The 15,187-nt window shown below is 30.1% G+C and carries 29 protein-coding genes; all 29 read right to left on the bottom strand.

The window, feature by feature from the left end; all coding sequences use genetic code 11:
- Positions 1–163, bottom strand: a 163-nt coding sequence (locus LLF98_RS11555; RefSeq protein WP_366512105.1) for a sigma factor-like helix-turn-helix DNA-binding protein, incomplete at its 3' end; no start/stop codon positions are given.
- Positions 164–306: 143 nt separating this feature from the next.
- Complete coding sequence (locus LLF98_RS11560; protein WP_291703722.1) at positions 307–486, bottom strand: hypothetical protein; 180 nt, start codon at positions 484–486, stop codon at positions 307–309.
- Positions 487–510: 24 nt separating this feature from the next.
- Complete coding sequence (locus LLF98_RS11565; protein ID WP_291703724.1) at positions 511–1,200, bottom strand: hypothetical protein; 690 nt, start codon at positions 1,198–1,200, stop codon at positions 511–513.
- 343 nt (positions 1,201–1,543) lie between these two features.
- Positions 1,544–2,077 carry a hypothetical protein gene (locus tag LLF98_RS11570; RefSeq protein WP_291703726.1) on the bottom strand — a complete coding sequence of 178 codons (534 nt, stop codon included), beginning with the start codon at positions 2,075–2,077 and terminating at the stop codon, positions 1,544–1,546.
- A complete protein-coding gene (locus tag LLF98_RS11575) occupies positions 2,058–2,240 on the bottom strand; it encodes a hypothetical protein (RefSeq protein ID WP_291703727.1) in 183 nt (60 codons plus the stop codon). The genes LLF98_RS11570 and LLF98_RS11575 overlap by 20 nt, the downstream gene beginning before the upstream one ends.
- Positions 2,241–2,245: 5 nt before the next feature.
- The gene (locus tag LLF98_RS11580; RefSeq protein WP_291703729.1) at positions 2,246–2,668 is read right to left on the bottom strand and encodes a YopX family protein; all 423 of its coding nucleotides are present in this window, start codon (positions 2,666–2,668) and stop codon (positions 2,246–2,248) included.
- 10 nt (positions 2,669–2,678) lie between these two features.
- Positions 2,679–3,023: a hypothetical protein gene (locus LLF98_RS11585; protein WP_291703731.1), complete on the bottom strand. Its 345-nt coding sequence runs from the start codon at positions 3,021–3,023 to the stop codon at positions 2,679–2,681.
- A gap of 80 nt (positions 3,024–3,103) precedes the next feature.
- Positions 3,104–3,607, bottom strand: coding sequence for a hypothetical protein (locus tag LLF98_RS11590; protein WP_291703733.1), 504 nt, complete (start codon positions 3,605–3,607; stop codon positions 3,104–3,106).
- A 2-nt stretch (positions 3,608–3,609) separates the two neighbouring features.
- Positions 3,610–4,416, bottom strand: coding sequence for an ORF6C domain-containing protein (locus LLF98_RS11595; protein ID WP_291703734.1), 807 nt, complete (start codon positions 4,414–4,416; stop codon positions 3,610–3,612).
- Positions 4,417–4,503: 87 nt separating this feature from the next.
- The gene (locus LLF98_RS11600; RefSeq protein ID WP_291703735.1) at positions 4,504–4,833 is read right to left on the bottom strand and encodes a hypothetical protein; all 330 of its coding nucleotides are present in this window, start codon (positions 4,831–4,833) and stop codon (positions 4,504–4,506) included.
- A 26-nt stretch (positions 4,834–4,859) separates the two neighbouring features.
- On the bottom strand, positions 4,860–5,897 hold the full coding sequence (locus LLF98_RS11605; RefSeq protein WP_291703736.1) for a nucleoid-associated protein: 1,038 nt from the start codon (positions 5,895–5,897) through the stop codon (positions 4,860–4,862).
- A 19-nt stretch (positions 5,898–5,916) separates the two neighbouring features.
- Positions 5,917–6,774, bottom strand: coding sequence for a phosphoadenosine phosphosulfate reductase family protein (locus tag LLF98_RS11610; protein WP_291703737.1), 858 nt, complete (start codon positions 6,772–6,774; stop codon positions 5,917–5,919).
- A gap of 221 nt (positions 6,775–6,995) precedes the next feature.
- Positions 6,996–7,235, bottom strand: coding sequence for a hypothetical protein (locus LLF98_RS11615; protein WP_291703739.1), 240 nt, complete (start codon positions 7,233–7,235; stop codon positions 6,996–6,998).
- Between the two features lie 18 nt (positions 7,236–7,253).
- A complete protein-coding gene (locus LLF98_RS11620; protein WP_291703741.1) occupies positions 7,254–7,880 on the bottom strand; it encodes an HNH endonuclease signature motif containing protein in 627 nt (208 codons plus the stop codon).
- Positions 7,881–7,884: 4 nt separating this feature from the next.
- A complete protein-coding gene (locus LLF98_RS11625) occupies positions 7,885–8,118 on the bottom strand; it encodes a hypothetical protein (RefSeq protein WP_291703743.1) in 234 nt (77 codons plus the stop codon).
- Positions 8,119–8,210: 92 nt separating this feature from the next.
- On the bottom strand, positions 8,211–8,489 hold the full coding sequence (locus LLF98_RS11630; protein ID WP_291703745.1) for a hypothetical protein: 279 nt from the start codon (positions 8,487–8,489) through the stop codon (positions 8,211–8,213).
- Between the two features lie 29 nt (positions 8,490–8,518).
- On the bottom strand, positions 8,519–9,526 hold the full coding sequence (locus LLF98_RS11635; RefSeq protein ID WP_291703747.1) for a tyrosine-type recombinase/integrase: 1,008 nt from the start codon (positions 9,524–9,526) through the stop codon (positions 8,519–8,521).
- 58 nt (positions 9,527–9,584) lie between these two features.
- Positions 9,585–9,947 (bottom strand): hypothetical protein, encoded by a 363-nt coding sequence (locus LLF98_RS11640; protein WP_291703749.1) that lies wholly within the window; start codon positions 9,945–9,947, stop codon positions 9,585–9,587.
- 30 nt (positions 9,948–9,977) lie between these two features.
- The gene (locus LLF98_RS11645) at positions 9,978–10,250 is read right to left on the bottom strand and encodes a hypothetical protein (RefSeq protein WP_291703751.1); all 273 of its coding nucleotides are present in this window, start codon (positions 10,248–10,250) and stop codon (positions 9,978–9,980) included.
- A gap of 29 nt (positions 10,251–10,279) precedes the next feature.
- Complete coding sequence (locus LLF98_RS11650) at positions 10,280–10,486, bottom strand: hypothetical protein (RefSeq protein ID WP_291703753.1); 207 nt, start codon at positions 10,484–10,486, stop codon at positions 10,280–10,282.
- A gap of 44 nt (positions 10,487–10,530) precedes the next feature.
- A complete protein-coding gene (locus LLF98_RS11655; protein WP_291703754.1) occupies positions 10,531–11,169 on the bottom strand; it encodes a hypothetical protein in 639 nt (212 codons plus the stop codon).
- A 28-nt stretch (positions 11,170–11,197) separates the two neighbouring features.
- Positions 11,198–11,653 (bottom strand): single-stranded DNA-binding protein, encoded by a 456-nt coding sequence (locus LLF98_RS11660; protein ID WP_291703755.1) that lies wholly within the window; start codon positions 11,651–11,653, stop codon positions 11,198–11,200.
- Between the two features lie 3 nt (positions 11,654–11,656).
- Positions 11,657–12,085, bottom strand: a complete 429-nt coding sequence (locus tag LLF98_RS11665; protein WP_291703757.1) for a hypothetical protein — start codon at positions 12,083–12,085, stop codon at positions 11,657–11,659.
- Entirely contained in the window at positions 12,082–12,474 is a 393-nt protein-coding gene (locus LLF98_RS11670) for a hypothetical protein (protein ID WP_291703760.1), read from the bottom strand. Before LLF98_RS11670 ends, LLF98_RS11665 begins: the two co-directional genes overlap by 4 nt.
- Positions 12,475–12,482: 8 nt before the next feature.
- Positions 12,483–12,791 (bottom strand): MazG nucleotide pyrophosphohydrolase domain-containing protein, encoded by a 309-nt coding sequence (locus tag LLF98_RS11675; RefSeq protein WP_291703762.1) that lies wholly within the window; start codon positions 12,789–12,791, stop codon positions 12,483–12,485.
- Complete coding sequence (locus tag LLF98_RS11680; RefSeq protein ID WP_291703764.1) at positions 12,788–13,198, bottom strand: hypothetical protein; 411 nt, start codon at positions 13,196–13,198, stop codon at positions 12,788–12,790. Before LLF98_RS11680 ends, LLF98_RS11675 begins: the two co-directional genes overlap by 4 nt.
- Positions 13,199–13,473: 275 nt before the next feature.
- On the bottom strand, positions 13,474–13,605 hold the full coding sequence (locus LLF98_RS11685) for a hypothetical protein (protein WP_291703766.1): 132 nt from the start codon (positions 13,603–13,605) through the stop codon (positions 13,474–13,476).
- 25 nt (positions 13,606–13,630) lie between these two features.
- Complete coding sequence (locus LLF98_RS11690; RefSeq protein WP_291703768.1) at positions 13,631–14,473, bottom strand: phage replisome organizer N-terminal domain-containing protein; 843 nt, start codon at positions 14,471–14,473, stop codon at positions 13,631–13,633.
- A 106-nt stretch (positions 14,474–14,579) separates the two neighbouring features.
- The coding region (locus LLF98_RS11695) for an MBL fold metallo-hydrolase (protein ID WP_291703770.1) at positions 14,580–15,187 on the bottom strand (608 nt) is incomplete at its 5' end.

Here is a 15,187-nt window from a genome sequence, read left to right on the forward strand (position 1 = left end):
GCACACTTTTTTTGTTTTTGGGTGCATCCTCTTTTGACCATTTATATCTAGTCTTCCACGACTTAACTGTATTAAGAGATACTTCATACTTATCTGCTATCTCTTTATACTTCATACCTTTTATATAGTCTTCTTCTGCAAGCTCATATTTTTCTTTAGCCATATCTCATGTTCACCACCTACCTTTTCCTTTTGTTTGGATTTCTCATTATTCTTTTATGATTATTTAATTTTACTTTCATTAACCTTGAATAGAGTAGATAACATACTATTGTCTCTAATACCATTATTGATAAATTAATCATGCTATCTACTCCTTTCACTATTCTTAAAACATTCCTTCAAATCCTTATCATTAAATGGATAATAAAATAAATCCATCCTTTCACATTCTTCTTTGCAATCCTTACATACATCTGGAGACTTAGCACACTCAACTATTCCTTTGTTAAATTTGATATTTAGTTTTAATTTCTTTCTTTTCATGTGATAAATCTCCTTTCTATGAATTTAAAACAATTTTAGTTGTTCAAATCTCTTAATTGTTAGTAACCTAGATACTGTAGTTATAATATCTATTATCCTGCTTGCATCATCTATGCAAGTATCTTCCCACTTATCAATATTAAGAGTTGCAAATAGCCAGTCTTTAACTATTTCATATTCTTCTCTAGTATTAGTTAATGATTTGATCATATTACTATAGTCTAATTTTCTTTTATGGCTTGGTTTATATTGCAATTTAGCTTCTTCGGTAAGTCTTTCAAATTTATTTACTGTAGCTTCTAATTTTTCTATTTTCTCATTCGCTAAAGTTAATTGTTGCGCTTCTTTCAATTTTTCGTTTTCATATTCAAGTTTATTTATATATTCAATAGTTTTGTATCTTACTAATACAGATTCTGAATTTAACATTTGCAACATTCCATCACGATTTAATTGATAACATGGTTGTTGTCTTCCATAAGAATCTTCATACCACATTGGCAAAATATTTTGCTCATCTTCTAAACCTAGTGATTTCAATATTTCTAATTCTTTTTCAATTTTTGTAATAAATGATTTATGTTGCAACTCAATATAATCCTTTTCTGTTTTCCCGCTTTCAAGTTTTCTAAAATCATTTATAATACTAACAAGCTCTACACTTGTAATTCTTAATTCCTTATCATTAGTTAAAGTTAATAATTTATTTTCCATTTCATCCACTCCTCTATTAAATAATAAAAGAGCAGATTGTCAGTTATACGGTAACTTGTCCTATATAACCTGTCTACTCTTGGTAAGTTATTGCTTTATTAAGTGCTATAACTGTAAGTATCTTATAAAATAAGCCAGTAGATACTATATACTCGTGCCGCGGAGGGAACCACCTCACCTTCATATATATTTTATGTTTCTACTAGCTTATAAACATAATAAAAAGATACCTATGGAGAATAAACTCATAGGTATCTTTGGTATAAAAGGGGTAATTGAGAATTTATGAGAGGGAATTATCTTTTGTTCCCACTTACTATTTTACTACATCTATTTAAAAAAATTATTCTACTTTTATGCATCTTTTACCCCACCCATCCCACATTGAAATTTTTCTTATTATTTGTTGTTTTATCCTATTTACCTGTGATTGACTTAAATGTATTCTTTCTGCTATTGCATTTTCTCCTAGACCATTTTTATATTTTAATTCTAATAATATTCTTAATTCTCCAGTAAAATCTTTTATTTTCCACTCTATCTCATTGTACTCTATTTCTATATTATCTAATTGCTCTAATACCTTTTCTCTTTCTAATTGCTTTTCTGTTTTTCTCCTTATTTTAAGTTCTGTTACTCTCATAACTTCTCTTTCAGCATAACCCATTCCATCACTAGATGTCTGTACTCTTTCCTCAAAACTTGGAGATTTACTTTCGGGTTCTATTGATATATTACTTGTCCTCAAATCTTGATCTATTGATTTTATTTGCTTGTCCAAAAGAAATATTTTATCTTTAAGTGCTTTTACTATTTTTTCTTTGCTGAAATATTTAGTTAATTGACTTTCTGTTTTATCAAATAGCTCTTTGTCCATGCCTATTCCCCCTTAATATTTCTTCTCTTTTCTTAAGCTCTTTATCATGTGCTTTATTGATTATTGCTTTCTTATATTTTTCATTACATTCCAGTACATTAAATCTATGTTGTAAATAGTTGCAACTCCAATATTTCTCACATTCTTCACCTTTGCAATCCATAAATATCACTCCTTTAATAGTTCTGGTTTCTCATAGATATTACCTATAACTTTAATCTCTGTTAATGGGAATTTATTTGTTCCTCCAAAAAATAAATTTAATGAACAATCACAAGTTTTACTTTCGTGAACTATATAATCACAATCATCATATTCTACTGGAGATATCCACTCATTTATATTTTCATTTCTTAACTCAGTACATTTAACAATATCACCTACATAAATATCTTTTCCGTTCACATCTTTCAAAAATGTATATTGTAATAATTCAATAAATTTAATATCTATAATTTGAAATTCATCTTTTATATTTTCACAATCAATTCCAACATGAGTAACTTCTCCATTTTTGAAATACAATCTTTCAACTGGATATATTTCTTTAGTGACTTTATCATATGCTCTAAACTTAATTTCTCTACTCATACACATTCTCCTAACTATTTTTTAATTCAACTCTCATCCATGCTAACTTTGTTCTTATAATCTCTATTTCAAGCCTTAAATTTTCTGTGGCACTTATACATGTGTAATAAGCACTTTCTGCTATGTCTTTTTTCATTGCCAACTCTGCGACTTCTGGATCACTCTTTGCTAATGATGAAATTAATGTTGCCTGACACTTGTCCATTTTTAATTGAAGCATCTTTTGATTATATTTAATCCTGTAATCTCTTTCTGTTTTAGCTTTTTCTAACCCTAATTTCTTTTGCTCTATATTTCCTTGACTTAATGCAATAATACATGTATCAAGTTCGTTCATTAGTTTCTGTGGATTCATGTTTGTCCTCCTATTCTGAATTTACAAAGCTTGGACACTTGCAATTAAGTTTATCCAATGCTTTGTAACTCTGTTTTATTTTACAAGTTTGGTGCTATATATCTGTCATAATAAGTAACCGCTACTGCATAAGCTTGCCATATATCTTTTTTGAAGCCATAAAACCATCCAGGTTCTTTCTTTGTACCTTTGCCCTTATTGCTTGTATTAGGTGCAAATCTATCAATTAAAGCTTGTACTATGTTACTGTCCTTTGCCTTCATGCTCTTACATAAATTAAGTTTTTCTTCTTGCCTATATACAAATCTCGGTTCATATCCCAACTTATAAATTTCTTGATAAAACCTACCTATCCATACGCACGTTTCAAAAACTTCTTTACCAACTGCCATTCCATAGCTTGCTACCATTTCAATCGCCACATTTATATTTTCGCCATCATATTCTTGACTTGCTTTTATACAATCATCTATGATAAAAATTAGATTTTCATTTGTAACCTTTCCTTTATCCCAAACCTCTAACTTATCACTAGTTATTATATATCCACTTTCAACATTACCTGGATCTATTGCTAATATCATTACTACGCCTCCTGTTTAAAACACATTTGATTATTAGTTTCTTGTACTTCTCTTAATAATCCACCTTGTAAACTTAAATTATTTATATAGTTAGTTACTTTATCAATATCTTTTCTTAAAAGGTTGTGATAAGCTGTAACATTAAAATAATCTTTTATGCTTCTCCAAATATATCTATAAACTTTACTTCTGAGCTTTTTATTTTGGTACGCAGCACTTTCATTTCCACAACATAGCTTTCTAACTTCTAAATCTACTGCTAATTTAATATTGCAAGCTTGGCCATGATCTATTGTCATGTTGTTTTCTAATCCTGTAAGTCTTTCATCTATTTTTTCAGTTCTTTCATCAAGTACAAATATTGCCTGAAGTTCTTTCGACATTTTCGGGATCCCTGCCCTCATGTTAAAATATCCATCAACTAATTTCTCATATTGTTCCCAAGCAATATCATCTTCTAGTATTTTTAAAAGTTTTGCATATCCTCTTTCCGAAAGAATGTAAATTCCACTTGAATATCCTTTAGCTTTTAATCCTCTTGATGAATTTATTGATTGCTGAGTAAATCCGAACTCTTTTATTTGGGTATCTGTTAAGCCGATACCTAACAAATCAATTATATCTATACCATCTTTAAATCTTTTTCTATTGAGAGTAATTCTTTCATTTATTTCCCTTGATTCTTTACTATGAATCACAGCTATATCTTTAGCTAATATAGCTTTTTTGCCTTCTCCAAAACCACCCTCAATATCATGAAATTTCATTCCTTCAACTGTTATTAATCCTTTTACTATTAATTTATCCATTTGTTTTCCTTCTTACATTATGAAATTGATTATTATATGAGAATGTAATCTTAATACTGTAACGTAATTACATCCTCATATTTAGTTTTATTTAATCTTCAATTGAATCCATTTCTTATCCACTCTGACTTCAATTTTGTATTGCCCAAAATCTGCAACATTAAAGCTTTCTCTAAAATTTTCAAATTGCAATACAATATTATGGTTGCTTACTGCCACTATATCTCCAATTCTTGTTTTAAAGTTTTCTTCTGTATTTCTATTCCCCTCATGTCTGCTAATTCTAATCTTTTGTCCTACTCCAAATTTCATAATTTCACCACCTGTTTCATTGAAATTAATTTCTAATTGTTTAGCTTGTATTTCTCCCTTGCATAACCTTGTCCAGTTTTTATTGTTTGTTTTCAGAAATCTCATGTTTATTACCTTCTTTAAACACCAAATTACTTTTCTATATAATTCATGACATTCTTTATTACCATGTTTATTGATCCGTCACTATTAGGGATTATTTCAAATTTACTTGCATCATGATAAACATCTTCATTTATATATAAATCTATTTGCTTGTCTATATTAAGTCTTGTCCTTTTAAGTTTCTTTTCTACCCAAGTTTTATCAACTGCTATTTCTTCATTCAATCCTTGTTGTTTTATATAATTAGAGAAATCTTCTTTTGCGTGAGGTTGATCTTTAAATAACTCTTCTGAAAAATCATCTATGTTTATGGTATCTTCTTCTTTTAATTTAGTTTTTATGGTAGTTCTAATCTCTTCTGCTTTTCTTGCATCATCTGTAACATTTTTTCTAGTCCAGTTCTCAGCTGCCTTTACAAAAGTTTTAGTCATATCTCTTTCATTAGTGATATATGTTGCACCTAAGAATGTATTTACAAAGTAGTTAGCTCCATATTCGTCCTCTTTGCTAGATTTTTGCTTATCTAATATCATTAAGTTAAAAGTTTCATTATCTCTAATAGGTTTAATAAATGCAGCCTTTTGTATCTTTTGTCCACTACCTGGAAGTCCTGCAACTTGTGGTATTATTCCAACACCTATCTTTTGTTCTATGAATTGAATCTCATGAGTAAAGTTCTTAACATAATCCATTTTTAGAATTGCAATCATTGGCCCTTGGTCTGTAGTTATTGAACTTATGATTAAATCTCCTGAAGGTATGTTGCAATTACCTTTCATGATGATAAATAATTGTCTCGCTAGCTCCTTAGATAATTCAATCAAGTTACTATCAAGACCATTTAAGTAATCTTGTACAACCTCTTTTACAATATTTCTTTCAGGATTAAACTTTGCATACTTAAGTTCATCATCTTTTAAACATTTCTCTATGTGCTTGTATATAAATCTATACGTATCTTCGTCTAATTCTAAGCTATATTCATTTAATACTGGTTCTTCTCCATTACTGTCTAACACATGTATAACTGCCTCATTAATGTTAATGTCATTTATATATTCCATAAGTTCCACTCCTTTATTTTTAAAACATTGAACATTGTCCATCTATTTCTTGCCTTTTCTTTTCGCAATCTCCTAGCCACCATTTCATAACATCTTCGCCAGTTTTCCATTCATAAACTTTTCCATCTTCTCGACCATTTTTAAGCATCTTTTCAAATGCTCTAATATAATTAGCTCTATACCTAGGATATAAATTTAATTCTCTTCTTTGATTGCTGCTCTTAGGACATCCAATACATCCTAATCGATTAAATCCCTGGTCATATAAAATACAATAAGGCACATTTTCTTGAAGTAAAAAACTCCAAACTTCAATCTCTGTCCAATCTACAATTATTCGTACCATTATTTTGCCTTTATAGAAATTAACCATTTGCTGCTCTCGTCTGTCTTTGCTTTCTTCCCATCTTACTCCTGTTATTACTGTATCTCCTGCTTTGCCTGTTCTTTCTTTGAGTTCATCACAACAATATCTAACCATACGAGTTGGTGGCATTTTTCTAGTAGCTATTAATGACCACATAGTTACTTCTTTACCTGTCATTTTCCCTTTGCATCTTCTTGAACTGAACTCATTATATTTTTGAATAATAACTAGTGGATAACCTTTTGATTTTGCCCATTCATTAAATTTTCTTATAAAGTAAATTAACTCTGGTGGATCTGCGCTTGTTGGAGAATAAATTGGTATAAACTTAATTCCACTTTTAGCAGCTACTAAATAAGCTGCTAAACTATCTTTCCCACCACTAAATGCTAATATTGTTATTCTGTTTTCATCTCTATTTTGAAATTCAATACATCTTTCAATTCCTCTTTCTAGTGGTTTTGATGTATCTACAATAGTTTGATAATCCTTTCTTTTTCGTGTTAACAATCCTAATCACCTTATAAATCAAATTGCCTTGACTTATAAGGAAATGGTTTTAGGTTTCTCTGAGTGACCTTACTGGCTTAATTTATAACTTTCGGAGCTTACTCCCCAGTGAGTGCATTTTACGCTTTTACTCTTGTATTTTTCGATAATTACAAAGTGGCTAACCTAATAATTACTAAGCAACCTGGTATACCAGGATCAATTGAATTGTTAACTTATTTTTATAAAACAATCTCTTGTTTATTTTCTTCTATCTCTGCTATATCTAGGATTTGAACATTAGACATAGTTCTTACTAATTTTGACCAGTCCTTAAAAGCTCTTTTAGCTTCTTGCTGATCAAAATGTTTAATACTTCGCTTATTTATTTTCCTATGCTTACCTTTCCAAGTCTCATACTCAAAAGTTATAAGAAACTCTTTTATCTCTAGTGTAGTTGGTATTCTTTTTATTTCTTCCACTTATACCACCTTCCCTATCTACACATTATTCTTTTTTAGCTCACCTATTTTCAAATAAACATCTGCTATAATTACTCCGGTTCTTGTTGTATCTGCATCTGATTGTATTAACTTATATCTATTTAAAGTTAACAGTTGTTTCCTAGATACTAATATTAGATTATCAATATTGAAGTTGTTTTTATTTCCATCTCCAAATATTACAACTTTTCCTTTTGGAATTTCTCCATTTACTTCTTCCCATACTACTTGTTGTTTCAATCTCCATTTATTAGGATCTGCAACTTTAATCTCTAAGTATCCATCTACATTTATTCGTTCGCTACCAATTGGCCTATAATTCTGAGGTATATTCCCCTTTTTGAATTGAGTTTTTTCACATCCATTAAAACATAAACCTTTTATTCCCTTGTTGAAAGGTTTATGACCTTTAGGAAAGTGACCTGTAAGACCTGTGTTAAGCTTGTATCTAGCTATTGCTCCTTTAATTTGATTTAAATTAAATTCTAAATTAAATTTTTTATTCATTAGTTCTTGAATTTCTTTATAATGATGTCCTGGTGTTATTTCTTTTAGATATTTTTTTTCTTCTTCATTCCATATATGAAGAACTTTATTTTTACTTCCTTTTGGTCTACCATCCATATTTTTAGCCCTCTAACATTTTAGGCATATCTGTTTTATCTCTGCCTAATGTCTCTGCTTGTAACTTTTTAGCTTGCAATACTACATTTGCATTTGAAATAATTTGTGATGCTATTCCTGTCACTGCCTTTGCTCTTATAATCTCTTCTTGCAAAGCTTCTCCCTTTATTTCTTCATCATTAAGTCTTTCTAATTGAGCAAATAAATGATTATTTAAATCTCCTAATGTATTTTTCATATAAATTATCTTCCCCTCTCTGAAATTGATAGTTATTTGAGAACAGAACTTTATAACAATAACGCTTTTAGTCTTTATTCTCTATTAAATTGTTATTCCAATTTCCAATTATTATTTATGCAATTCTGCATGCCTTTTAATATTTCTATTGCTCTATGGACAATTTCATTTTTAGCAAACCATTCTGACATAGGTATGTCTCCAGTATTCTTTTGCTTTTGAAACTGTTCTTTCTCCCACATTATGTTACGTCCAAACTGTTTCATGTGAATATTGTTAATTACTTTCCATATATAACCTTCATCTTTATTATTGGTTTTACAAAACTCTTTTACTTTTTCTTCTAAAAACTGACCGCTGCACATCACCATTCATTCCTCCTATATTAATTTATTTTTAATTAAACAACCAATTTCCTATATTCATTTTTAAGATTTTCTTGACTTAATTGTGCATAAATTTGAGTTGTGGTTGGAGTAGTATGTCCTAGAATTCCTTGAACTGCTTCAATCCTCATCCCGCTATTTAATAACCTTGTTGCTTGACTTCTTCTGAACTTATGACAATGTACTCTTTCATCAACTTCTGTTCTTTTCTTAATTTTTGCTAGTATTGCTTGTAATGATCTAACAGATATGTGGCTATGTGTTCCTTTTGTTGCTATAAATAGATATTCTGATTCACCTTCTCTTGTTTTTATATACTTTTGCATATGAAGTTTTGCTTTAGTTGAAAAATATACAATTCTTTCTTTATTGCCTTTTCCAAGTACCTTGATACTTCTTTCATACCAGTTAATATCTCCAATTTTGATATTATCTAGTTCTGATACTCTGCATGCTGTACTATCCAATAGTTCAAACAATGCCTTTTCTCTTTCAGTTTCACATGCTTCTCTTAATTTTTCTACGTTTTCTGCTTTATAAGGCTGTTGAATAACTCTTGGGACTTTGGTTTGCTTCAAGAGAAATGCCGGATTTTTCAAAATATATTCTTCTGCTTGCAACCACCCAAAGAAGCCCTTAAGCATTGTAATATATCCATTTATTGTTGTTGCTTGCTTTCCGTCTCCTAATACAGCCAAAAACATTCTCAAGTCCATAATTTGAATAGTACTGCATGGTTTTGTAAAAAATTGATCTAGTTTTATCAAGAATAATCTATAATTTTCTAGCGTCTTTTGACTTAAGCCTTCTAGTTTCTTACATGCCAAGTATATAGCTGCTTTTTCCTCTATATCACTTGCAACTAGATCTGTACATTTACTTTGTACCTCGTAATCATACAAAGTTTCATCAATTGCTCTTTTAACATCTAGTTGCAAACTTAAGTTTTGTTCTAATATTGGTAAAAGTAATGTTAATTTTCCTACTAATCTTATACTGGCTTCTTCGTTTAGGTTGCTCATTTATATCATTCCTTTCTGTAGTTTTTTCGATTATTTCATCCGATTTTAGTATTGCGTATTACTCTAATATTTCTATTTCTTCAAGAACAACTGTCATATGAGTTATATCCCATTCATTATATTCATAGCTTGTCTTTTCCCAAAATGGTATTACTGCATATAACTTGTTATCTTTTTTGTATAATATATAAGGCATTTTTCTTGATATTATTTCAACCTCATTACCTCCAGGATGATCTGCTCTTAAATAGTGAACTTGTTCTGAAAAATCTTCTTGCTCAACTAAATCTCCCTTGACTTCCTTAACTAGTTTTCTCACTTTATCATTGAATAATCTAATAGCTTTATCATATTTCAATGCATATTCTGTATCATTGTCAAAGCCATATTGACAAAGCTCATAAACTTTATATGCTTTCATATCTCTTTCCCTCCATATTAGTATTATGCATTACTTTTCCTTATAAAATTTACATCTACTTGCAGTTTCTCCCCACATTTCTCTCCAACCATCATCCCTTGAACAACATGGCATAATTACAAATCCTAATCCTGCTTGATAATTATCTAGATGCAAGCAACTACTACATTGAAATCTATGTTTAACAGTGCCTTTCTTGTTTACATGTTTAATACTAATAGAATTACCTTTTTGCACTATTTTAGTTTTATTTGGTGTAAGTTGTATTTTTGCTAATAAATAAAATTTATCTATTGTTCTCACCTCCAACTCTAGTAGAATTGTGTAGTAATTTATAAAACTATCCTTCCATGTTCATCAGCCTTACTTATTTTTTTTAAACATCTTTTGCAAGTAACCTCACTATCTTCACCTATGGATACTGTGTCACTAACATCCATTCTTTGGTTACATGCACTATATACATCTATATCACCCATAACTCTTGCTTTAAAACCTACATGTACAATCTTACCTCTTTTTACTAAATGCACTTTCATGATTTTATTTACCCTCTTTCTTCGTCATCTCTGCACTTTACGAATTACTTTTTTATTACTTCAAATTCAATTACCCATACATACGGATTAGCATTCCATCCGTAGATTTTTAATTGCTCTTTCTTTAAGGTGCTATTCCATAAGTCTCTAAATTCATCTTGTGCAAGTGGTGGAAATTCTTCTTTTATTCCTTCTTGCCTTATTTGATTTTCTGTTATATCTTGAAGTTTTTCGGCTCTTATACCTGTAACTTTTAAAAATATCCTAGCTGCTACCTTTGGCATATGAATGCTTGGTTTCCATGCCCCTAATTTTTTTTCCATTTCTCTTGTAATTGCTATTCGCTTACCTTTTGCATATCCTGCTTTATACATATATTCTGCTGTCCTATTATCTTTTGCAAAATCACCAAAAGGATTACTAATCATCCAAGTTTCTCTTACATAAAGAATATCTCCTGGTAGATATGGAGCTTTTACTCTTTCTTTTATGTTCACACTATTTATGTCATTTATATTCCCATATCCAAATGAAACATAATTAAAATTAACTCCATCACTTGAAGAACTCCCTATAATATTTAATTTTTGTACATTACCTTTAACTAATCTTCTAGTAGTTGTTTTTCTACCTTCCCAAATAGCCTTAACCATTTCTGTATTAAATAAAATTGGCTTTTCCATACTCTCCCTCCACTCTACATATTATTCGTCAAAATGGCATATCCCCATCATCCACTGGTGTTATATCTTCTTCAAAGTTTCCACCACCAAATACATCATTTGCTGGTACTGAATATTCATTGCTATTACTAAAACTATTTCCTGATGAATTATTATTTCCCTTAGTCCCTAAGAATTCAACTCCACCAAATTGATCTGATACAACTTCAGTAACATATCTTTTAGTGCCATCTTTGGCATCATAACTTCTAGTTTGTATCCTTCCACTAATAGCCACTTGACTACCCTTGCTTAGATAATTTGCAGTGCTTTCAGCTTGTTTTCCCCATATTACTACGGGAATAAAATCTGCTTCTTTTTGACCAGTTTTTGTGTTATATTTATCAACTGCTAATGTTAAAGTACAATTTGCAGTTCCATTACCTGGCAAGAACTTTAGTTCTGGATCTTTTGTCATTCTTCCGATTAAAACTACCTTATTCATTATTTATTCTTCCTCGCTTTCTCTTCTTAAAATATCCATAGCATCACCATAGCCACCCCAATTATCTACTCCAGCACATTCTAAAGCATCTAATTTTCTATCCGATTCCAACAAACTTTCATATTCTTCTTTTGATATATTTACGCCATCTTTACTTTCTATTACCGGATATTCTTTTATTTGCTTTATATCCGCCTTAATTTCGCTTAGTTTATCAATAATGATATTTATATCGTCATTAGACTTTAAAACGTCATTAGGGATAAATCTCAAAGCTTCATCAAACTTACCGCAATAAGCAATTACCCTTGAAGTTTCTTTTCCCACATTTTCAGCTTTTGTAAGTCTACTTTCTTGAACTATTCCTATTTTATTTACTATAAATTGCATGGAATCACTTGTTATTTGATATTCACCTATTTTAATATTCATTTACTGAATTCCTCACTTTCTATTAATTTTCCGCCCATAGTTGCTCTTATTATATCCTCACGACTAAATATACCTTTTTTCTGTTTTATCGTCTTACAGAGCCTATCTGTTGCTTTCTCGCTTATTTCTAAACACACTTTAATCTCATTGAATGTATAATAATCATTTTTAAATAATTTCTGCAATTCACTTTGAAACTTTAATTTCAATTGCTTATTTAAAGCTTGTCCTAATCTCCCATGAACACCTTTGGTTCCTCTATGACATTCTTGGCACAAAGAGATTTGGTTTAATTTACAGTGTTCTAAAGATTTCATATGACTTTTAAACATTATGTGATGTGATTCTGTTGCTGCTCTTCCACATACACACATACTAAATTCTGCCACACAACCACCTACTTATCCCAAAATACTCTTATTATATTTACATGTGTCCAACCGCGCTTGACCAATTTTCTGTTATGTTGCCTATTAACTTGTACTAAGTCTGTATTTTCCTTTCTTAATAGGGCAAATACCCTGATGCAGACTTGGACTAAATCTTGAACTTCTTCTACTATATGAATAACATCCTTTTCTTCTATAGCTTCAATAAGCTCCTTATATTCTTCTTCTAACTTAGCTTTAATCTTTTCCCAGGTATCTTTTTCATTGTTTTCACCAGTTACAAGATTCTTACCTAACTGCATAAACTTTAAATTCACATTGCCACCTTCTTCTTTTCAGATATTAATAAATTATCCATCTTTCTTTTAACGCTTTTTTCTGTTCTCCCAAGTTCTTCTGCAATTTCTCCATATGTCTTATCTTCTTTCCTCATTTGCATTAACATTTCAACTTCTATAGGCTTCCAATTTATGGTTATTCTAGTTCTTTTGACTCCTAGAAACGTTAGTCTTGCATCTACTGCACTAATTGTTCTACTTAGTAATTCTGCTATCTCCTTTAGCTTTTTACCTTGCTTATAATAATTAGCTAAATAACAATCCTCTGTTTTACTCCACTCTTTGCCTTTATTCTCTATTCGGTCTTTCATATATCTCTTTTTCCGTTTTTCAAGCCATTTTGGTTCATCACCTAAAGAATTTCTTTCATACAGTTCCCATTTCATAAGGTCATGATGTTCATATGCCCACTTCCAGAACTTTTTGATATCTATTCTGTAATACTTTTGCTTGAAATTTATAACTCTTCGAGTTGCTGGTAATCCTTTATTTAAAATCCATGTTCTAACTACACTTTTACTTCTGCCTAAAGCAATAGCTAATTCTGTTGCAGTAATATATTGAGTTGCAGTTTTTGTTCCACCTAATCCAAGCCTGTTCTTTTTAGTTTCTATAGCTTTTGGAGTTCTTCCAAGGTTTTCTATAATTTACATTTTGTTTATTATTCATCTAACAAGCCTTCTTCCAGAGCTATAATTAAAATCTTATTTATTGCTTCCTTAAGACTTAATCCAGATTTATAATAATTTACAGCCATCTCAACTAATTCTTTTATTCTTGGATTATTATCCATCCTCTAAATCCCCCTTTAGAATCAATTAGTTATCCCAACCTAATAGCTTTTTCTCTAGATCATCATAGTCGTACTCTCTAGCTTCAAAATTATTAAATCTAAGTGACTTTGGTTTATTATTTGAATTTTTATTATTAGTTTCTTTTTTATCTCTACCTTTTGTTTTCCAATTTTGAAGTATCCCTGTTAGATATCCATAATTATTTAATTTCCCTCTTTTAACACATTCATCTGCTGCATCTACTAACCATTGTGCTGAATATATTTCGATATCTGCTGCTATAAACTCCATAAGCTTTGAAGAAACTATAAAACCACACTTCTCAAAATGTTTAAAAACTTCTACATTACTATGGACAACTACTGACAAGCATTCTTCTTGTTTTAGTTCTTTATCTATCTCTTTATCTTTATCTATCTCTTTCTCTATACTCTTACTCTTATCGGATAATGTATTTTTTGTCTCGGACACTTCGAGGACATTGTCCTTAGATTTATTGTCCAAGTTCTTTCTATACTCTCTTTTTTTTACTGCCCATTGAGTTTCTGAACCAATCATATTTTGAGTTTCAATCATGAATAAAGCCCCATCATCTAATCGTTCCATCAAACCCAAATTTAAAAATAAATCTATTGCAACTTTAACTGTATCTACGTCAGTATTAGTTATAGATGCTAACATTTCTGGTGTGTATGGGATAACATCTCTAAATAATAATTTACCTTCTGTAGAAATGCTTTTAAGAAGTAATTTTAGATAAAAATTAATATGTTTTTCTCCATTAGGTCTAGATTCAATTACTTTTATTTCATCTTTTTCAAAGAAGTTATTTTGTAGTTTTAACCAATAATATTTCTTTTCTGTCACGTAATCACTTCCTTTGTTGAATAATTTCTTAAAATTTTGCATATAATAAAATAGGTTCATAACTAAATCCATTTACTTTTTCATTGCCAGCCCCTGTAAAAGGGGCTTATTTTATTTCTAATCCTGGTACTGCTGCATAAGTTGTGATACCAGTTAACTCTTCAATCTCTTTTTGGAATCTATCAGGATTACCATTATCATGAGATATATGAATAAGTGTTATATCTTTAGTCCCTTCTAAATCCCAAGTTTGAAGAGTTTCTTTCAAATTTTCCAATGACATATGACTTTTAATTGTCCTAGCTCTCCATGGTGGTAATTGTGGTAGAACATCTTCTGAATAGTTGCATTCTACTAGGATATGGTCTACATTTTTGAATTTAGATTTTAAATAGTAAGTATCTGTTGCAAATATTATCTTTCCTAACTCCTTGTGATATATTAGGAAACCTAAAGGCTCCGAGGTATCGTGTTGGGTGTTAAAAGGAACTATTGTAAATTCTCCTATATTCTTAGACTCTCCATGTCTTAAAATATTAACTCTGTAATCATCTATCCCTATTTCTTCCTTTGTGCCTTGAGATAAATAAATATCTATTCCTTTTCCCCTCATAGGCATAATTGATTTACAATGGTCCTTATGTGAGTGAGTTATCAAACATCCTACAACTTTATCAATTTTATAATTTAATGCTTGAATTATTTTCTTTTCAT

Origin of the sequence: Clostridium sp. (assembly GCF_021372645.1) — a bacterium.
Classification (GTDB): domain Bacteria; phylum Bacillota; class Clostridia; order Clostridiales; family Clostridiaceae; genus Clostridium.